Raw genomic sequence first — 18682 nt, 5'->3', positions numbered from 1 at the left:
GTTAGCGTGAGTTATATACAGTGATTACAGAATCGTATAAAGGTTTGAGAAATAAATATTATAAAAGATTACGGGGGAATGGGTGTATGGAAAATAGTATGACTTACATTCAATTATTAAATGAAACGTTACATTGTTACACAAATAAAGGGAGTTTGGAAGCGTACACTTATATAATGGAGCATGCTAAAGGTGTAGTGGGGAATAAAGCGCAAATATATAATTTTAAATATGCGCTAGCGAGTGCAGCGGGGCTTGAAGAAGAAGCGTTACAGATAATGAAGGAAGCTATTATAGACAATGGATTTTGGTACGGAAATGAGTATTTAATTTCGGACGATGATTTAACACCGCTACATAAATTTGAAGAGTTTCATAAAATGGTTCAATTATGTAAAGAAAGAGAAGAATTAGCAAAGAAAACAGAACGAGTAGACGTGAAATATTTAGACAGCAATAAAGAAGGAAAACTATTTATTGCAATGCACGGGGATCAAGAAAATATAGAAATAATAGAACCATATTGGAAATCTGTTTTGACACAAGATTATACGTTAGCTTTACCACAATCTTCGCAAATTCAGTTTTCAGATGGATTTGTTTGGGACGATATACATAGAGGGAAAGAGGAATTAAAAGAGCATTACGTTACGTTAATGGAAAATCATACAGTAGAAAGTGTAATAATTGGTGGTTTTTCTGCTGGCGCAAGAGTAGCTTTGTATACAATTTTACAAAAAGATATAGATGTAGATGGTTTTATTTTTGTGGCGCCGTGGCTTCCAGAGATTGAAGAATGGAATGAGTTGTTGGGAGTGTTACAGAATAAAAATATAAAGGGATATATAGTGTGTGGGGATCAAGATGAAGATTGTTTCGAATGTACGCAGCAATTTGTACAATTATTAAGAGATAAGAATATAGAACATGAGTTTAAAGTTGTACCCAATTTAAATCATGATTATCCTAAGGATTTTGATGAACTATTAAAAGAAGCTATTGAATATATAGACGACATAAATAATAAGTAGTAAAAAAGGGAGATGCATCATAATTGATGTATCTCCCTTTTGTCATTATAAATGAAAAGCATTTGCTAGTAAGCGATAAGAATTCAATTTATCTTCAAATCGATGAGTAATTGTGACAATCATAAATTCATCAGTATTGTACGCTTTGCTTAAGTTTACGATTTGTTCTTTCACAGAAGAGGGATCACCGACGATCATACGTTGACGATTTTCTTTTATACGGAATAAATCATAAGCGCTGTATGAATAATTTTGTGCAGTTTCGATAGAAGGAGTACCAGTTGTACGCTTTCCTTGTTCTAGTAATAAGATTGATAAATCTAAACTAGAAGCAATTTTTTCCGCCTCTTCATTCGTTTCTCCGCAAATAACAAAAATAGAGACGATTGATTTTGGTTTATCTCCTAAATAAGAAGGTTGGAACTGTTCTTGATAAGCATTCATTACTTCAGGGCCACCGTATCCGTTAATGAACTGTGCGAATGCAAAAGAAGCACCTTGTTTTGCGGCAATCATTGCACTCTCTCCGCTAGAACCAAGCATCCACATCTCGGGAGATGTTGGAATGACAGGAGTAGCCTTTAAATTTGCATAATGATGGTTTTCTGGTACTTGATCATGTAAGTACATTGCAACATCTGCAATTTGTTCTGGGTATTGATCAAGTGAGACCATTTTGCCTTCTTGAAGTGCGCGAGTTGCAATTGGCATACCACCAGGTGCTCTGCCGACACCAAGATCAATACGATTTGGATAAAGCGCTTCTAAAACGCGGAAATTCTCAGCAACTTTATAAGGGCTATAGTGCGGTAACATAACACCACCTGAACCCACTCTCATACGATCCGTTTTTGCTGCAATATGAGAAATAAGTATTTCAGGGCTTGAACCAGCAAGGCTGACAGAGTTGTGATGCTCCGATACCCAAAAGCGTGTATATCCGAGTTTTTCAACTTCTTGCGCAAGTGTAACTGTATGTGAAAAAGCTTGGGCTGCTGTACTACCATCTGAAATAGGTGATTGGTCTAATACGCTTAATTTGATCATAGAATATACCTCTCAATCTTAATGTACATCCTATTATATATTTACTTACGAAAAATGCGTAATAAAATGCTCAAAATAAAAAGTGGATAAATTCTATATTTACTTTTAACGAGAAAATCCTCGTTCATAATGATTCATTTCGGCTAAATTTAATATATATTCGTAGTTATCAATCTCAAGTTTTAGTTGTTCACGCTCTTTTTTAGATAGATGCTTACAACTAAGTTTGTTGCATAGTTGTTGTTTCTTTTCTTCTAAATACTTCTTTGTAGCGTGGTAGTCGTAAGTTTGTTTCATTTTTAACCACTCCTTCTTTGCTGTTGCTATATTATACGAAGCGTGAAGAGGTGTGAAAGCTAACTCTTATGTACTTTTAGTGAATATTCCTCTTTCTATGTTGTTATGTTTATAGCAATTTATGAATAAAATGCACTAAACCACTAATGCCCATAAAAGCCCGATTGGTTCAACTAATAATCAGTAGGGGAAGACCCCCCACTGATTATAGTTTCACTTTATGAAGTAAGGGGTGGAATTGTGCAGAAAGATATAATGTATAACACTGAGATGGATGAAACGTTAAAAGTTATAAATAAAGGGTTAAAGAAGACGACTCGTCCGAAGCGAATTATAGTAGTAGGGGCCGGTATGGCTGGGTTGGTTTCGGCATCTTTATTAAAAGCTGCAGGACATGATGTGAAGATTTTTGAAGCAAACAACCGGGTAGGTGGCCGCATAGAGACGGTTAGAATGGAAGATACCGGATTATATTTAGATGTTGGGGCAATGAGAATTCCGTATTCGCACACATTAACGATGGCATATATAAGAAAATTCGGGCTACAGGTAAGCCCTTTTATTAATAGGAATGAGACAGATATCGTTTACGTAAATGGTCGAAAAACGACATTAAAACAATATGAAAAAGATCCAAGTATATTAAAGTATCCTGTGGAAATGAATGAAGTTGGGAAAACGTCTGAGGAGCTATTAATGTTAGCGGTGCAGCCCATTATAAATTTTATAAAAAAGAACCCAGAGAAAAATTGGGATATTGTAGTAAAGGATTTTGGGAGATATTCTACAGGACAATTTTTAAAGTATTACCCTTATCAATATAATACTTACTTTTCACCAGTAACAATCGAGATGATTGGTGTTTTATTAGATTTAGAAGGTTTTTTGGAAAGGTCATTTGTTGAGACGTTACGCTTTTTATATATTATGCAAGTGGAGAGTGGATTTTGTGAAATAGTAGGCGGGAATGATAAATTACCGAAGTCCTTTTTACCACAATTAGAAGAAAATATTATATATAATCAAAAATTAATGAAGCTACAACAACATGATAATGGTGTGACAGCTTTCTATCGAAACGAGGAAACTTTTGAATATAGTAGTATTAATGGGGATTTAGTTATTATTACAATCCCATTCTCGACAATGCGTTTTGTGGAAGTAGATCCATTTAATTCTATATCTCATGAAAAATGGAAAGCAATTCGCGAATTGCATTATATGCCAGCGACGAAAATAGGAATTCAATTTAAAAGTCGATTTTGGGAAGAACAAGGACAATTAGGTGGCAGGATTATAACGGATTTACCAATTCGTTACGCCTATTATCCAAGTCACGGAATTGGAGAAAAAGGACCTGCTATGATGTTAGGAAGCTATACATGGTCTTATGATGCGTTGTTATGGGATGGGTTATCAAAAGGTGATCGTATTTATTACACACTACAAAATTTAGCGACCATATTAGGCGGTCAAGTATATGATGAGTTCATGTCTGGCATATCAAAAAGTTGGACATTGGATCCATATGCACTTGGAGGATTTGCGCTATTTCAGGCAGGTCAAGAATCTGAGCTACAACCAGCGATTATAAAACCAGAGGGGAGATTATACTTTGCAGGTGATCATACAACGTTATATCACGGATGGATACAAGGTGCAATTGAATCTGGAGTTCGTGTAGCGGTAGAGGTAAATAATTAAAATGTGTAAAATTCAGAAATTTCTTTACTGTATAGTTTGAGATGGATATTATTATATATAAAAGAATTAAAAGGAGTGTTGAAAGTGAATCCGTTATTATTTGATTTTCCTTCTGAATTTTATACTGATAGGCTATTTATTCGAATGCCGAAACCGGGTGACGGTAAATCTGTATACGATGCAATTCAAGCTTCTATGAAAGAATTAAAACCTTGGATGGTTTTTGCACAAAAAGAGCAAACAGAGGAAGAAGTAGAAGTGAGCATTAGAAAATCGCATATTCAATTTTTACAGCGTGAGGATTTAAGATTACTAGTTTTTTCGAAAGAAACAGGTGAATTTATTGCATCAGCTGGATTGCATCGTATTAATTGGGATATACCTCAATTTGAAATTGGGTATTGGATTGATTCAAGGTTTAGTGGAAAGGGTTATATGGTAGAGGCTGCAAAGGGTATAACAGATTATGCTTTTTCTGAGCTGAAAGCAAATCGCGTAGAAATTCGATGTGATTCTTTAAATAAGAAGAGTAGAGCGATACCGGAGAAATTAGGATTTAAGTTAGAAGGTACATTGGAAAGTGCGAGTGTAGCGGTAGATGGAAATGGATTAAGGGATATGTGTGTATTTGCCATGACTAGAAATACATATGAAAAAGAAGAGCTGTAAAGAAACAGCTCTTCTTTTTGTGTATTATGGTACAGGATGTCCATTAGAGCTTTCGAAAATTGTAAACCATTGTTGACGATCTAAATTAACTTTTGTAGCAAGGGCGGCTGTTTTAACACGATCTAATTTACCAGATCCAACGATTGGCATCATGTTAGCTGGATGAGCAAGCAGCCATGCATACATAACTGTATCGATGCTAGTAACATCTAGTTCAGTAGCAACCTTCTGTAAAGTTTCACGTAAACGTACAGCACGTTCTGATTGACCAGTAAAGATTTCTCCGCCAGCAAGAGGCGACCAAATCATAGGATTGATTCGCTTTTCTTGGCATAAATCAATTGTTCCTTTTTCGAAATGTTCAAGCTGCATCGCAGATACTTCAATTTGATTTGTAATGAGCGGGAAATCTAAATAAGAACTTAACATATTAAACTGTGAAGGTAAAAAGTTAGATACACCGAAGTGACGGACTTTTCCTTCTTGCTTTAAGCGTGAGAACGCTTCTGCTACTTCATTTGGATCCATAAATGGATCAGGGCGATGAATGAGCAGTACATCAATATAATCTGTATGTAAGTTTTGTAGTGAGTCTTCCGCGCTTTTTATTATATGTTCAGCACTCGTATTGTAGTGCGCAACATATCGCTCTGGAAATTTTGGTGATGGGGGAGCGATTCCACATTTTGTGATAATTTGCATGTCTTCGCGTAAGGAAGGCTTGAGTTGTAACGCTTCTCCAAATAATCCTTCACACGTATATCCGCCATAAATATCAGCATGATCGAAAGTAGTAATTCCCATATCCATACACGCTTCCATAAAAGAAAGTAGCTCTTGCTTTGGCATATTCCATTCTGCTAAACGCCAAAAACCTTGAATAATACGAGAAAATTCTAGTGTTTCGGCCATTTTAACTCGTTCCATTATAAGTACCTCCTTGATGAATGAATCATTTTTTGAAAAGGCTTTCTTGCTACATATTATTATATAGTTACAGTGTCGTACATACAATAAATATGTTTTGCTACAAAAACGATTTTCTCTATATGCTATAATGTAAAAACATATAGCTATAAGGAGATGTACGAAATGATTCCAGTAACAATATTAACTGGTTTTCTTGGATCAGGGAAAACGACATTATTAAATCGCATTTTATCAGAAAATCACGGTCATAAATTAGCAGTGATTGTAAATGAAATAGGACAAATTGGTATTGATAATCAGCTGATTATGAATGTCGAAGAAGAGATTATGGAGATGACGAATGGATGTTTATGTTGTACTGTACGTGAAGATTTACTAGTCGCTTTAAAACAATTACTGGACGTAAAAGCAGAAGGTAAAATGGAATTTGATGGATTAGTAATTGAAACGACTGGTCTTGCAAATCCAGGTCCGATTATTCAAACATTCTTTTTAGATCCTGTGATTCAATCTGCATACCAAATTAACGGCGTTGTAACAGTAGTAGATAGTTATCATATACATAAACATTTTGAAAAAGGACTAGAAGCAAAGGAACAAATTGCATTTGCTGATGTCGTTTTAGTAAATAAATTAGATTTAGTGGATGAAAGTGAAAAGGAAAATCTATTGCAGGAACTGCAAGGTATTAATCCAACTGCAAAGTTAATCGAGGCGACTAACTGTGATGTAGATATTCCATCGTTACTACAAATTCAAACGTTTAAAACGAAAGATACGTTACAAATTTATCCTCATACAGAGCATAATCATTTAGAAGGGGTAAAGTCGTTTGTACTACGCGAGGAGCGACCGTTAGATTTACAAAAATTAAATGAGTGGATGTCAGCTGTCGTTCAAGAGCTAGGGGAGTATTTATATCGTTACAAAGGAATTTTATCGATTGATGGAGTAGATAAACGTATCGTTTTCCAAGGTGTGCATACACTGTTTGCTGCATCATATGATAGAGAGTGGCAAGAGGGCGAAGAACGAGTAAGTGAAGTTGTGTTTATCGGAAAAGATATTAATAAGGAATGGTTCCAAGAACATTTCGGGGAGTGTGTGAAATAAGTCTGCATATATTGCAGGCTTATTTTTTTAACTTAACTAAGTATTTTATAGAAAAATGCTAGATTGCAAAAAACGAAGGATAATAAAAAGCCTGTTTTCACAGGCTTGTATGTTGATCTAATAGTAACTCCATTACAACACCTACAACTGGACCATCGTCATCAATATCACCATTTAAACGGAAACCAAATGACTCGTATAATCCCATTGCGAGTTTGTTGTCTGGATGTAAACTTAAATAAATTATTTTACATTCATATTTATCTTGTAAGAATTGAATGAGTATGCGAAGGAAACGTTTTGCGTATCCTTTTCCTTGATATTGCTCGTCAATCATAAAGCGATCTAACCATACGCTTTTGCGTTTTTCAAAATACCATCCATACATTGCATACCCTACAAGTGTTTCTCCATCATATAAACCTACTGACGTTCCGTTTCCTTCAAATAATGATTCTGCTAGAGAAAACGAATTGCTTTCAATAAATTGCTGCTGGTCTTTTGCGACGTTTAAAGCAGCTACTGAACGCCAATTTTTTTCTGTTACTTCACGAATGTGAAGAGTCATAATTCCAACTCACCTTCTAAATTAATATAGCTTAAAAGCTAATATGGATAATTTTACTTGTTATTTTGGTCAAGTCAAGTAAGAACAAATAAAAAAGAAGCTGAATGACATATTCAGCTTCTTTTAAAAATTTGATTAGTTAGTAGCTTCTTTCAATGTGTTTACGTTTTCTTCCATTAAAGTGAAATAATCTTTATTGCTCTTCGCATCATCTTCAGAAATAGTAGCAAGATGATTTAAGCGTAAAATTTTTGTACCCGTTTCTTTTTGAATTACAGATGCTACTTTTGGAGTAGAAAAAGTTTCAAATAAAATATATTGTAGATTATGTTCTTTTACTGTTTTTGTAATGTCAGCAAGCTGTTTTTGAGATGGTTCATCAGAAGCTGAAATACCAGCGATAGCAATTTGTTTCAGGCCATAGCGTTGTTCCCAGTATCCATAAGCCGCATGAGACACTAAAATGTCTTTCGTTTTTGCATTCGCAACAGCTGCTTTAAATTGATCATCTAAATCAGTAAATTTTGTTTGAAGTGCTGCGAAGTTTTTTTCGAACTCTTGTTTATGATCAGGTTGTAATTCTACAAGTGCATTTTTAATTTTTTCTGCCTGTTTCATTGCTAAAGTAGGGTCTAACCAAATGTGCGGGTCTTTATCGTGATGATGTTCATCCTCTTTATGGCCGTCTCCGTGATCATGATGCTCTTCTTCAGTAGAAGTACGCAGTTCAATACCTTTTGATGCATTTACAATTTTAACATTTTCCTTTTGCAATGCTTTTTCCATTTTTTCAGCAAATGGTTCTAATTCAGCGCCGTTATAAACGAATAAATCGGCTTTTGCAACTTGTACTGTTTGTTTTTGACTTGGTTCAAATGTATGTGAATCTGCACCAGGTGGGTAAATCGCTTCAACAGTTACATAGTCGCCACCAATTTTTTTTGCAAAATCTGCAAGAGGAAAAATAGTAGTATAAACAGTTAGCTTTCCGTCTTTCTTGGCATTACCTTCTTTTTTATTTGAGCAGCCAGTAAAAATTAAAGTGAAAATAAGTAAAAATGAAAATATAGTCAATCTTTTAGGCATGAAGTTCTCCTCTTTTCTTTTTTTACGGATATATTTTCCCCAATTATAGAAGAAAAATATCATTTTAATACAAAACGGAATAATTACGTTTTAGTTTGCGAACTTAGTATAATACATCTTTTATAAAGTTGCAATAAATAATAATCATTCCGATTTGTTTTTGTTATAAAGTTGTCAAATTTGGATGTATTATTTTTAGGAATGCATGCATATGTGACAACGCTACGTTCATATATTTGAAAGGAGGGTGTAGAGGGGGATGAGTGTTTGGGTTACTTAATGGAAGCTATTTTATTGATATTAGCGGTAGTATTCCCATTAGCATTAGTCTTAATTTTTTTAAGAAGATTAATAAGTAATTTAGGAGATGCATCAACAGTAACAAAATTGCGAGAGAAAGATGAGAAAAAAGAGTGAGTAAAGCACTATGCGTACGCATAGTGCTTTACTTGTGGTAAAATGAGAGAAGGAAACTCCTAAAAGTTGTATTTTACTGAAGGAGAGAAAAGTAAAATAAGAGGTATATGCATATATGAATAAGCGAACAGCGTTAGTACTTGGTGCAAGTGGTTTAGTTGGACAAGAGATAACGCGTCTATTACTTGAATCAGATTACTACGATTCGGTTACTATTTTTGTAAGGGAACCAATGCAATGGCAACATGAAAAGTTACAGCAAAAGCAAATAGATTTTTCGACGTTAGAGGAATATAAAGAGTTTTTTGCTGTAGATGACGTATTTAGTTGTCTAGGAACGACAATCAAAAAAGCAAAAACAAAGGCAAATTTCAAAAAGGTAGATTATGAATATACGTTACGAGCTGCTTGTTTAGCTGAAAAACAAGGGGTACAAAATTTCCTTGTTGTGTCTTCAATGGGAGCAAATCCTAAATCGTTTTTCTTTTATTCGCAAGTTAAAGGGAGAATGGAAGAGGAATTACAAAAGTTAGTTATTGGTGGTATTCACATTTTTAGGCCATCTTTATTAGTAGGAAATCGACAAGAATTTCGTTTCGGTGAACGAATGGCTGAAAAGTTATCTCGTATCATTCCTTTTATATTTAAAGGGGCTTTCAAAAAGTATAAACCAATTTCAGCGAAAGATGTAGCGAAAGGGATGTATATAACTGCATTGAGAGAAGAAACGGGTATTTATATTTATAACTCAAATGAAATTACAACGATAGAATAAAAATTGTGAAAAATGGCATGTATTAGAAATCAAGTTTGAATCTTGAATGAATAGTAAATACATGTAGTTTAGCAATTATAAGAAAGTAAAAAAGGAGTGGGAAGCCCACTCCTTTTTTACGATAATTTATTATGCAAATCGCATTCTTATCCCGCTATTTGTGGACAGCAAAACCCCCGCGGATTAAAGTTTCACTTTATACGTCTCCAACTCTAGTACGACAAGTGACCTCATTTATTGCAATGCTATTTTTAGAGTCGTATTATACTAACGGATGATTTCGTCTTATAAGAATGTTTCACTTCATTTGAAAATATACTACTATCATATATCCATTGTTTGTAATGCCAATAAATCAAATAGAATATACTTTCTATTTGGAAATAATCTGTTTTTATATCTGTTTGAGTAAAATCTGAAGGGAATTGGGTTCCGAAGATATAAAAGTCCTATATGTACTACTCCGTATTTTTGGGAGATTTGCAAAAGGAGGATATACGAATGAGTAAAAAAGAAATGTTGCAAAATGGAATTAAGCAAGTGTTTTACGAAGAAGAATGGTATCCACCTTTATCAGACGCGTTAAAGCATCTTACTGCTGCACAAGCATGTTGGCAACCAGAAGGAGAGGCTAGTAATACGATTTGGGAAAATGTAAACCATATGAAAAAACAATTTCTCACTTAATCTGAGGAATTGTTTTTTTTCGTAATCATGATTGTGGAATTCGATTTTTAACCCTGTCACATATTCAGAAAGGGAGATAAACACATAAAAAAATAGGTGTATCAAGCAAAAAGTTGATCCACCTTAAAACGATATTATGAAATAACATACGTTATCTTATAGTATACTTTTTATTCCTCTAGATTCAGTAGTACATATTATTCTCGGTTTTATTTATTTGTATGGATTTTCCCCGGTGCTCGTTTGTATTGATACGGTTCTTCTAACTCAAAGCTAAGTTCATTGGCGGCTATTCTTGGAAAGTAAGGATTGCGAAGTAACTCACGTCCGATAAAAATTAAATCTGCTTCGTTATTATTTAAAATTTGTTCTGCCTGTACTCCAGTCGTAATCAAACCAACAGCCCCAGTTGCAATGTTAGCATGTTCTTTAATATGTTTAGCATATTGCACTTGATACCCGGGATATACATCGATGTGTGCCGGAACAACAGCTCCAGAACTACAATCAATTAAATCTACTCCTTGTTCTTTCATCCAGTTTGTATATGGAACGTAATCTTGAACCGTTAAACCGTCAGGATGATAATCGTTTGCTGAAATGCGAACAAATAACGGTCCGTTCCAAACTTCATTTATTGAGTCAATGATTTCACGTAAGAAACGATAGCGATTTTCAGGTGAACCTCCATATTCATCAGTCCGTTTATTAGAAAGTGGAGAAAGAAATTCATTAATAAGATAACCGTGAGCGCCGTGTATTTCAATAACGTCAAATCCAGCTTGTTTGGATCGTATTGCAGCCTCTTGAAAAGCTAATATAGTCTTTTTTATTTGCTGTATATTCATTTCTACTGGGATTTTCATAGTTTCATTAAACGGAATTGCGGATGGAGCGAGAGCATCCGTTTCTAATTCAGCTTTTCTTCCGGCGTGAGCAAGTTGAATGGCGGCTTTTGCGCCGTTATCATGTATAAAAGTTGTTGTTTTATGTAAGCCTTCAATTAGGCTATCATCCCATATACCTAGGTCTTTATTAGAAATTCTTCCCTCAGGTAACACGGCTGTTGCTTCAATCATAACTAAACCAACTTGACCAGCAGCTCTTGTTCCGTAATGAACGTGATGGAAATTAGTTACTTGGCCATCCTCGTTTTCTGATGAATACATGCACATAGGTGACATAACGATACGGTTTTTTAATGTAACGTCCTTAATTGTATAGGGTGAAAAAAGTTCAGAATTCATCCAATAGCCTCCTAGATTGAATTTTCTTATATTGTATCATTCTTGTTTTTGTTTCCCTAATAAAACGCTTATACGAAAAATTTTGTCTATTCGTGTTACAATAATTAATATGAATTGAATTGGAGGATGACATATGTACCAGGCTTATTATGAAAGTGAATTAGGCTTGCTGGAAATTACAGCGAACGATAAAGGAATTACGTCTGTTATATTTGTTGATGAGAGACAAGAAGAACATAAAAATGAAATGATAGATCAATGTATAAATGAGCTAGATGAATATTTTAAGGGGAAAAGAAGAGAGTTTACGGTCCCGCTGTCTGCTGAGGGAACAGCATTTCAAAAAAATGTATGGGATGCGCTTTATACTATCCCTTATGGCGTAAGTGCTTCATATTTAGATATTGCAGAGAAGGTCGGAAATACGAAAGCTGTACGAGCGATAGGAGGAGCAAATAGTCGTAATCCAATTTCAATTATCGTTCCATGTCATCGTGTAATAGGAAAGAGCGGGAAGCTTGTTGGGTATGCGGGCGGTTTATGGAGGAAAGAGTGGTTATTAAAACACGAAGGTATTTTGAAATGACGTATGGATGGGAAGAGGGATTGTTTTGAAATGTATAAATTGTGGGCGACTTTGCGAGGGAGATCAGTTGAATTGTGAAAGTTGCCAGCGGACTTCGCATACTGAACAAGGTGAAGGATGCTCGTTAATAGACAAGGAATTAGAAGTATATGTAGGTAGACAATATCGGTATTACAAAAGGAAATGGGAACTTGAGGATAAGCGGATTGCTAGATGGAGCTGGAATGGTTGGGCTGCAATTTTCAATGTGGGTTGGCTTGGATATCGTAAGTATTATGTACCTGCAGCATTATTTTTACTGTTATTAGTAGCATGTGATGCGTTTTCTTATTATATGGGTTTTAATGTAGCATTGCCAATCATTAATATGGTGCCTCTTACGTTTTTATTACTCATTTTTATTCTGTTTGGAATGGGGATTTTTGCAAATGGATTATACTATCAATTTGCGGAAAGACGTATATACCGAATAAAAGCAAGAGAAATAAAAGATAAATCAGTTGAAAACTATCTTATCCATGATAGCGGCGGAACGAGCAAAATGGGAGCGACAATTGTTACTATTTTAGCAGTTGCTAGCATATTTTTTAGTCATTTCTTTTTTCCGACTGATCGAGACGTTATACAAAAGGTTCGTACAAGCTCGCTTTATGAATATCCTTTCTTTTCAATAGGTGAATCTTTCGAAAATTATTTTCAAAATTCAGGTTGGATATATTATCGTGGAACGGAAGGGTTAGAATTAGTAGAATTCCAAGGATATAACGCGGGAGCACCAAGACAAAAGGTGACGATTCAATTTGTTGTCGATTATAAATTGGGTGAAGTGGAACCGTATTCGCTTACGGTTAATGGTGAATCTAAAAATGAAGAAGAGTTTTTGAAGATGATGGACGAAATATTTAAGGTTCAAAATCCATTTGATATAGAGGATGGATTACAAGTAAATGCGATTCAACAAAGCGGCTGGAAAGAAACTTCCGACCGCTTTTTTCTATGTTTGTTAAAATAAATATTTAAAATAATCAGAATCTTTTGTATAATGAAATATATTATGCAAGATTTAACTTATACATATAGATTGGGGGAAGGAAGAATGAAGAGAAAGACAACAACAATTGCTGCACTTGCGTTAACGACGAGTGTATTGGTTGCAGGATGTGGGAATGGTGAGAAGGCTTCGACAACGAAGAAAGAATCGAATAAGGAAATGGCAGATAAACAAGTTTTAAATTTGCTAGAAACAGCTGAAATTCCTTCAATGGATACATCTAAATCAACGGATTCTGTATCATTCCGTGCCTTTGTAAATGCAATGGAAGGTTTATATCGTCTAGATAAAGATAATAAACCAACACCAGGCATGGCAAAAGATGTGAAGATTAGTGAAGATAAAAAGACATATACATTTGAATTACGTGATGCGAAATGGTCAAATGGTGATCCAGTTCGAGCACAAGATTTTGTATATGCATGGCAACGTACATTAGATAAAGCAATAGCGGCAGAATATGCATTCATTTTATTTGATGTGAAAAATGCACAGAAAGTAAATAAAGGAGAATTACCATCAGATCAATTGGGTGTTAAAGCGAAGGATGATAAAACGTTGGTAGTAGAATTAGAGCAACCAGCACCTTATTTTCTTGAGCTTACGTCGTTCCCTACATTTTTCCCATTAAATGAAAAATATGTGAAAGAGCAAGGAGATAAATACGGATTAGAAGCAGATAAATTACTATATAATGGACCATTTACAATGAGTCAATGGAAACATGAACAAAATTATCAGTTAAAGAAAAATCCTAATTATTGGGATAAAGATACTGTAAAGTTAGACGAAATTAATGTAAGTATTGTGAAGGAAACAAGCACTGGAGTAAATTTATATGATAGTGATCAAGCAGATCGAGTTATTTTAACTTCTGAATTTGTTGATAAATATAAAAAGAATAAGCCAGATGAATTTAAAACGAAGTTAGATCCACGTATGTATTTCTTGCGTTTTAACCAAAAAAATGCAACATTTAAAAACCAAAAAGTACGTGAAGCGATTGATTTAGCATACGATAAAAAAGGAATTGCTGATGTCATTTTAAATGACGGTTCTTTGCCAGCATATTTCTTAGTACCTGAAAAATTCACGACAGGTCCGGATGGAAAAGACTTCCGCTCTGTAAATAAAAACTTCCGTGATAGTAAAGATAACGCAGCGAAAGCAAAAAAATTATGGGAAGAAGCGAAGAAAGAGCTTGGTCAAGATACAATTACGGTTGAATTACTAAATGATGATAATGGTAGCCGTAAAAAAGTAGGCGACTTTATTAAAGAAGAGTTAGAGAAAAACTTACCTGGTATTAAAGTGAATTTGAAACAGCAACCATACAAGCAAAAGCTAGATTTAGAAAAGAAATTCGAATATGAATTCTCATTATCTGCATGGAGCCCTGACTATCCAGATCCAATGACTTATATTGATATGTTTGTGACTGGAAGCTCATTTAATGAAATGGATTATTCTAATCCGAAGTATGATGATTTAGTAGCAAAATCAAAAGGAGAGCTATTAAAAGATGATAAAGCACGCTGGAATGCCCTTGCGGAAGCTGAAAAAATCTTAATTGGTCAAGATGCAGCAATTTCTCCTACGTATCAACAAAGCACAGCTTATTTAGAGAAGCCGTTTGTAAAAGGTATTGCTAATCATACGTTTGGGGGGGACTTCAGTTATAAATGGGCATATATTACAAAAAAATAGTACAATAAAAGGTGAGTGAATTTTCGCTCATCTTTTTTTGGATAAGGAGGAATTATAGTTGTTAAGGGGAATCAATCATATTTGTTTTTCGGTATCTAATTTAGAAAACTCTATTATGTTTTATGAAAAAGTATTAGGGGGAGAATTATTAGTTAAAGGGAGAAAATTGGCGTATTTTAACATATGTGGAGTATGGATAGCACTTAATGAAGAAACACATATTCCGAGAAATGAGATTCATCAATCTTATACGCATATTGCGTTTTCTGTTGAACAGAAAGACTTTGAACGTCTACTGCAACGATTAGAAGAAAACGATGTTCATATTTTACAAGGAAGAGAACGGGATGTAAGAGATTGTGAGTCTATATATTTTGTTGATCCTGATGGACATAAGTTTGAGTTTCATTCAGGGACATTGCAAGACCGAATTAATTATTATAGGGAAGATAAACCTCATATGACATTTTACTAAGGGGGGAAGAAGTTGCATGCGTTAGTAATTGGTGGAACGGGAATGCTAAAGAGGGTATCTATGTGGCTTTGTGAGCAAGGGTTTCATGTTTCTATTATTGGAAGAGATGAAGCGAAATTAGAAAATGTTAAGCGAGAGAGTGCTATACCAGAAAATATCACATGTCTTCCATTAGATTATCATAATGACGACGATGTAAAGCTAGCTATTAAAAGCACAATTGAGTGGAATGGACCCATAACATTAGTTGTCGCATGGGTACACGCAAGTGCGAAGGATACGTTGTCATTCATTTGTAGAGAAGTGGATTTGTCGTCTGAAACATACAACGTTTTTCATATTTTAGGTAGTAAAGCGTCGCGTATACCCGCACAAAAAATAGGTGGTACGCGATGTAGCTACCATAGAATAATATTAGGTTTTATATTAGAAGATACATACGGGAGATGGCTTACCCATGAAGAAATATCGGATGGAGTAATAAAAGGAATTGAAAGTAAATGTGAAGAATGGATTGTAGGACGAGTAGAACCGTGGGAATTGCGGCCGACATGGTAAGGGGGAATTGAAGTGAAGACAACGGTATATGTAACAAGGCATGGTGAAACGGAATGGAATGTAGAGAAACGAATGCAAGGCAGGAAAAATTCTGCTTTAACTGAAAATGGTATGTTACAAGCTAAGCAATTAGGAGATCGAATGAAAGATTTACCTATCGATGCGATCTATAGTAGTCCGAGTGAAAGAACCCTTCATACTGCAGAGTTAATAAAGGGCGAACGTGATGTACCGATAATCGCGGATGAGCATTTCTATGAAATTAACATGGGTATATGGGAAGGACAGACAGTCGATGATATAGAAAGGCAGTACCCAGACGAAATACAGTTATTTTGGTATGAGCCACATCTTTTTCAGTCAACATCAGGAGAAAATTTTGAGTCTGTTTATAAAAGAGTAATTGAGGGGATACAGATTCTTTTAGAAAAGCATAAAGGAGAAAGTATATTAATTGTTTCTCATGCGGCAGCGGCAAAGCTACTTGTAGGACATTTTGCGGGTATTAAAATAGAAAATGTATGGGGTGATCCATTTATGCATAGTGCTAGTCTAAGTGTAATAGAATTTGAAGAAGGGAAAGGTGAAGTGAAGCAATTTGCAGATATAAGTCATTTTCAATAAAGTGAAACTTTAATCAGTAGGGGTTTTCTTCATTCCCTACTGATTATTAGTTGAACCAATCGGACTTTTATGGGCAGTTGGTCCCCCACCTAACGTCTTTGCTTTCGCTGAATTTTGAGGTGGGGATCTTACTGCCCATTAAAGCGGGATAAACGTAAAAAAGGCCGCAAAACGGCCTTTTTTTGTAGGCATAAAAACTAGCAATTACGTTTTTTATACCAGAAGTGATCGAATTTCTTGTTTTTGCAAGATGGGAATTTATGTCCACCATCTTTGCAATCGTTCCATTTCTTTCCGTCATCACACGAATCGTCGCAAGAGTGACCGTGTCTGTTAGGGAAGAATTCGCATTTTTTACAGAAACTTCGTTTTGTCCAGAAAAATTTCTTTTCAAAGCGTATACATTTTGTAACGAAAGTACAATGTTTTCTGCGAGTACGTTTTGTAACTAAAACGCATTCTTTTCTACGCGTTACTTTCGTAACAAATGTCCATTTTTGAACACGTACACGAGTACATTTCGTAACAAATGTCCATTTTTTCACATGCGTACATTTTGTAACGAAAGTACAATGTTTCACGCGAGTACATCTTGTTCTTGGACATTTACCCCCAGTTGTACATTTACATCCAGTTGTACAATTATGATGAGTGAATTTATCATCATCGCATTCAAAAGTACTTGGATCTTGGTGTAAGAAATCCTCCATCCCAGCACTTTTGATTTCTTCAACCGCTTTTCTAATATCACGTTTCATAGAAATCCTCCTTATCATGTATTAAGTTGAAAAGGTATTCTTTTTCCTTAACATGATATGAGATATGACGTCTTTCTGAACAGGACAAGAGTGTAATTTTATATAAATAGATGATAGCGGATGTATGGACAAGGCAAGGTGCATACATTGAATGAAGAGAACTGAGAAGGGATGGGGAAATATGCTACCTTCATATGATTTTTTTATTCATCCAATGAACTTAGTGGAATTGAAAAAAGAAATTTGGTCAGATAGTCCAGTGCCAGCAAAATTAACTTATGGAAAAAAGAAGTATGACATTGATATCGTATACCGAGGCGCTCATATTCGTGAATTTGAGAAAAAGTCTTATCATGTTATGTTTTATAAACCGAAAAAATTTCAAGGTGCGAAAGAGATTCATTTAAATTCTGAGTTTATGGATCCGTCTCTCATACGAAATAAATTATCTTTAGATTTTTTTCATGATATTGGTGTACTTTCACCAAAATCACAACATGTATTTATAAAAATTAATGGTCAAATTCAAGGTGTATATTTACAGTTAGAATCAGTTGATGAAAACTTTTTGAAAAATAGAGGATTACCGAGTGGTTCTATTTATTATGCGATAGATGATGATGCGAATTTTTCTTTAATGAGTGAGAGAGATAAAGATGTTAAGACTGAGCTCTTTGCGGGTTATGAATTTAAATATTCGAATAAAAATAGTGAAGAACAGCTGAGTGAATTTGTATTTCAAGCGAATGCTTTGTCGAGGGAAGCTTATGAAAAAGAAATTGGAAAGTTTTTGCATGTTGATAAATATTTACGATGGTTAGCTGGCGTTATTTTTACACAAAACTTTGATGGTTTCGTTCATAACTATGCACTATATCATAACGATGAAACAAATTTATTTGAAGTGATACCGTGGGATTATGATGCGACTTGGGGGCGAGATGTACAAGGGAGACCACTTAATCATGAGTATATTCGTATCCAAGGTTATAACACGTTAAGTGCAAGATTGTTAGATATACCTGTATTTAGAAAACAATACCGAAGCATTTTGGAAGAAATATTAGAAGAACAATTTACCGTTTCATTTATGATGCCGAAAGTAGAAGGTTTGTGTGAATCGATTCGCCCATATTTACTACAAGATCCATATATGAAAGAAAAATTAGAAACATTTGATCAAGAAGCTGATATGATTGATGAATATATAAATAAAAGAAGAAAGTATATACAAGACCACTTACATGAATTGGATTAATTTTGAAAGAGATTGGAACATTATCAATCTCTTTTTTTGTATAATAAAGATGTATCAATTGAATTGAAGTAATATTTACTTAATAAAGAATGGA

20 protein-coding genes and 1 pseudogene are annotated in these 18682 nt (G+C 34.6%); 14 read left to right on the top strand and 7 right to left on the bottom strand.

Annotated features, from left to right (window positions below; translation table 11 throughout):
• Window positions 1-86 precede the first annotated feature (86 nt).
• Complete coding sequence (locus AC1Q8N_RS06285; RefSeq protein ID WP_098077149.1) at window positions 87-1031, top strand: alpha/beta hydrolase; 945 nt, start codon at window positions 87-89, stop codon at window positions 1029-1031.
• 45 nt (window positions 1032-1076) lie between these two features.
• On the opposite strand, the gene AC1Q8N_RS06280 is transcribed toward AC1Q8N_RS06285, so the two are convergent.
• Together AC1Q8N_RS06280 and AC1Q8N_RS06275 are read right to left on the bottom strand one after the other, a co-directional pair.
• Window positions 1077-2078, bottom strand: a complete 1002-nt coding sequence (locus tag AC1Q8N_RS06280) for an LLM class flavin-dependent oxidoreductase (RefSeq protein WP_048543155.1) — start codon at window positions 2076-2078, stop codon at window positions 1077-1079.
• 105 nt (window positions 2079-2183) lie between these two features.
• Window positions 2184-2375 carry a DUF3896 family protein gene (locus AC1Q8N_RS06275; RefSeq protein WP_048543153.1) on the bottom strand — a complete coding sequence of 64 codons (192 nt, stop codon included), beginning with the start codon at window positions 2373-2375 and terminating at the stop codon, window positions 2184-2186.
• A 240-nt stretch (window positions 2376-2615) separates the two neighbouring features.
• On the opposite strand from AC1Q8N_RS06275, the gene AC1Q8N_RS06270 reads away from it, so the two are divergent.
• The gene (locus AC1Q8N_RS06270; RefSeq protein WP_048543151.1) at window positions 2616-4079 is read left to right on the top strand and encodes a flavin monoamine oxidase family protein; all 1464 of its coding nucleotides are present in this window, start codon (window positions 2616-2618) and stop codon (window positions 4077-4079) included.
• 84 nt (window positions 4080-4163) lie between these two features.
• Window positions 4164-4748 (top strand): GNAT family N-acetyltransferase, encoded by a 585-nt coding sequence (locus tag AC1Q8N_RS06265; protein ID WP_048543150.1) that lies wholly within the window; start codon window positions 4164-4166, stop codon window positions 4746-4748.
• A gap of 24 nt (window positions 4749-4772) precedes the next feature.
• Here the strand turns inward: AC1Q8N_RS06265 and AC1Q8N_RS06260 are convergent, their stop codons facing one another.
• The gene (locus tag AC1Q8N_RS06260; RefSeq protein ID WP_048543149.1) at window positions 4773-5675 is read right to left on the bottom strand and encodes an aldo/keto reductase; all 903 of its coding nucleotides are present in this window, start codon (window positions 5673-5675) and stop codon (window positions 4773-4775) included.
• A gap of 165 nt (window positions 5676-5840) precedes the next feature.
• On the opposite strand from AC1Q8N_RS06260, the gene AC1Q8N_RS06255 reads away from it, so the two are divergent.
• Window positions 5841-6791, top strand: a complete 951-nt coding sequence (locus tag AC1Q8N_RS06255) for a CobW family GTP-binding protein (protein WP_048543148.1) — start codon at window positions 5841-5843, stop codon at window positions 6789-6791.
• Between the two features lie 97 nt (window positions 6792-6888).
• Here the strand turns inward: AC1Q8N_RS06255 and AC1Q8N_RS06250 are convergent, their stop codons facing one another.
• Together AC1Q8N_RS06250 and AC1Q8N_RS06245 are read right to left on the bottom strand one after the other, a co-directional pair.
• Entirely contained in the window at window positions 6889-7359 is a 471-nt protein-coding gene (locus tag AC1Q8N_RS06250; RefSeq protein ID WP_048543147.1) for a GNAT family N-acetyltransferase, read from the bottom strand.
• Between the two features lie 135 nt (window positions 7360-7494).
• Window positions 7495-8445 (bottom strand): metal ABC transporter substrate-binding protein, encoded by a 951-nt coding sequence (locus AC1Q8N_RS06245; protein ID WP_001126161.1) that lies wholly within the window; start codon window positions 8443-8445, stop codon window positions 7495-7497.
• Window positions 8446-8712: 267 nt separating this feature from the next.
• On the opposite strand from AC1Q8N_RS06245, the gene AC1Q8N_RS06240 reads away from it, so the two are divergent.
• From AC1Q8N_RS06240 to AC1Q8N_RS06230, 3 genes and pseudogenes are all read left to right on the top strand, one after another.
• Window positions 8713-8862 carry a hypothetical protein gene (locus AC1Q8N_RS06240; protein ID WP_000540924.1) on the top strand — a complete coding sequence of 50 codons (150 nt, stop codon included), beginning with the start codon at window positions 8713-8715 and terminating at the stop codon, window positions 8860-8862.
• A 115-nt stretch (window positions 8863-8977) separates the two neighbouring features.
• Entirely contained in the window at window positions 8978-9637 is a 660-nt protein-coding gene (locus AC1Q8N_RS06235) for an oxidoreductase (RefSeq protein WP_048543146.1), read from the top strand.
• A 501-nt stretch (window positions 9638-10138) separates the two neighbouring features.
• A pseudogene (locus tag AC1Q8N_RS06230) lies at window positions 10139-10303 on the top strand (DinB family protein); the annotation flags it as partial.
• Between the two features lie 230 nt (window positions 10304-10533).
• Here AC1Q8N_RS06230 and namA read toward each other — a convergent pair.
• Window positions 10534-11571: an NADPH dehydrogenase NamA gene (gene namA / locus AC1Q8N_RS06225; RefSeq protein ID WP_048543144.1), complete on the bottom strand. Its 1038-nt coding sequence runs from the start codon at window positions 11569-11571 to the stop codon at window positions 10534-10536.
• A gap of 133 nt (window positions 11572-11704) precedes the next feature.
• On the opposite strand from namA, the gene AC1Q8N_RS06220 reads away from it, so the two are divergent.
• From AC1Q8N_RS06220 to AC1Q8N_RS06195, 6 genes are all read left to right on the top strand, one after another.
• Complete coding sequence (locus AC1Q8N_RS06220) at window positions 11705-12157, top strand: methylated-DNA--[protein]-cysteine S-methyltransferase (RefSeq protein WP_048543142.1); 453 nt, start codon at window positions 11705-11707, stop codon at window positions 12155-12157.
• Between the two features lie 7 nt (window positions 12158-12164).
• A complete protein-coding gene (locus tag AC1Q8N_RS06215) occupies window positions 12165-13169 on the top strand; it encodes a DUF2628 domain-containing protein (RefSeq protein ID WP_088110210.1) in 1005 nt (334 codons plus the stop codon).
• Window positions 13170-13253: 84 nt separating this feature from the next.
• Window positions 13254-14915 (top strand): peptide ABC transporter substrate-binding protein, encoded by a 1662-nt coding sequence (locus AC1Q8N_RS06210; protein ID WP_098048545.1) that lies wholly within the window; start codon window positions 13254-13256, stop codon window positions 14913-14915.
• A 58-nt stretch (window positions 14916-14973) separates the two neighbouring features.
• Window positions 14974-15390: a FosBx1 family fosfomycin resistance bacillithiol transferase gene (fosB, locus tag AC1Q8N_RS06205; protein ID WP_000943776.1), complete on the top strand. Its 417-nt coding sequence runs from the start codon at window positions 14974-14976 to the stop codon at window positions 15388-15390.
• A 12-nt stretch (window positions 15391-15402) separates the two neighbouring features.
• Window positions 15403-15948 (top strand): short-chain dehydrogenase, encoded by a 546-nt coding sequence (locus AC1Q8N_RS06200; RefSeq protein WP_098077143.1) that lies wholly within the window; start codon window positions 15403-15405, stop codon window positions 15946-15948.
• Between the two features lie 12 nt (window positions 15949-15960).
• Complete coding sequence (locus tag AC1Q8N_RS06195; protein ID WP_098048543.1) at window positions 15961-16572, top strand: phosphoserine phosphatase 1; 612 nt, start codon at window positions 15961-15963, stop codon at window positions 16570-16572.
• 197 nt (window positions 16573-16769) lie between these two features.
• Here AC1Q8N_RS06195 and exsB read toward each other — a convergent pair whose 3' ends face one another.
• Entirely contained in the window at window positions 16770-17330 is a 561-nt protein-coding gene (gene exsB, locus AC1Q8N_RS06190) for an exosporium protein ExsB (RefSeq protein WP_048543130.1), read from the bottom strand.
• A gap of 181 nt (window positions 17331-17511) precedes the next feature.
• Between exsB and cotH the strand changes: the two genes are divergently transcribed.
• The gene (gene cotH / locus AC1Q8N_RS06185) at window positions 17512-18588 is read left to right on the top strand and encodes a spore coat protein CotH (protein ID WP_048543582.1); all 1077 of its coding nucleotides are present in this window, start codon (window positions 17512-17514) and stop codon (window positions 18586-18588) included.
• Window positions 18589-18682: the final 94 nt, after the last annotated feature.

This window comes from Bacillus sp. GW823-FHT06B01, assembly GCF_058952315.1.
This window is presented reverse-complemented; position numbering and strand designations above follow the sequence as displayed.

Excerpts from the sequence above, each read along its gene's own strand:
- AC1Q8N_RS06285 (WP_098077149.1), top strand. The coding sequence starts at position 87 with ATGGAAAATAGTATGACTTACATTCAATTATTAAATGAAACGTTACAT.
- AC1Q8N_RS06280 (WP_048543155.1), bottom strand. The coding sequence starts at position 2,078 with ATGATCAAATTAAGCGTATTAGACCAATCACCTATTTCAGATGGTAGT.
- AC1Q8N_RS06275 (WP_048543153.1), bottom strand. The coding sequence starts at position 2,375 with ATGAAACAAACTTACGACTACCACGCTACAAAGAAGTATTTAGAAGAA.
- AC1Q8N_RS06260 (WP_048543149.1), bottom strand. The coding sequence starts at position 5,675 with ATGGAACGAGTTAAAATGGCCGAAACACTAGAATTTTCTCGTATTATT.
- AC1Q8N_RS06255 (WP_048543148.1), top strand. The coding sequence starts at position 5,841 with ATGATTCCAGTAACAATATTAACTGGTTTTCTTGGATCAGGGAAAACG.
- AC1Q8N_RS06250 (WP_048543147.1), bottom strand. The coding sequence starts at position 7,359 with ATGACTCTTCACATTCGTGAAGTAACAGAAAAAAATTGGCGTTCAGTA.
- AC1Q8N_RS06245 (WP_001126161.1), bottom strand. The coding sequence starts at position 8,445 with ATGCCTAAAAGATTGACTATATTTTCATTTTTACTTATTTTCACTTTA.
- AC1Q8N_RS06235 (WP_048543146.1), top strand. The coding sequence starts at position 8,978 with ATGAATAAGCGAACAGCGTTAGTACTTGGTGCAAGTGGTTTAGTTGGA.
- namA (WP_048543144.1), bottom strand. The coding sequence starts at position 11,571 with ATGAATTCTGAACTTTTTTCACCCTATACAATTAAGGACGTTACATTA.
- AC1Q8N_RS06220 (WP_048543142.1), top strand. The coding sequence starts at position 11,705 with ATGTACCAGGCTTATTATGAAAGTGAATTAGGCTTGCTGGAAATTACA.
- AC1Q8N_RS06215 (WP_088110210.1), top strand. The coding sequence starts at position 12,165 with ATGGGAAGAGGGATTGTTTTGAAATGTATAAATTGTGGGCGACTTTGC.
- AC1Q8N_RS06210 (WP_098048545.1), top strand. The coding sequence starts at position 13,254 with ATGAAGAGAAAGACAACAACAATTGCTGCACTTGCGTTAACGACGAGT.
- exsB (WP_048543130.1), bottom strand. The coding sequence starts at position 17,330 with ATGAAACGTGATATTAGAAAAGCGGTTGAAGAAATCAAAAGTGCTGGG.
- cotH (WP_048543582.1), top strand. The coding sequence starts at position 17,512 with ATGCTACCTTCATATGATTTTTTTATTCATCCAATGAACTTAGTGGAA.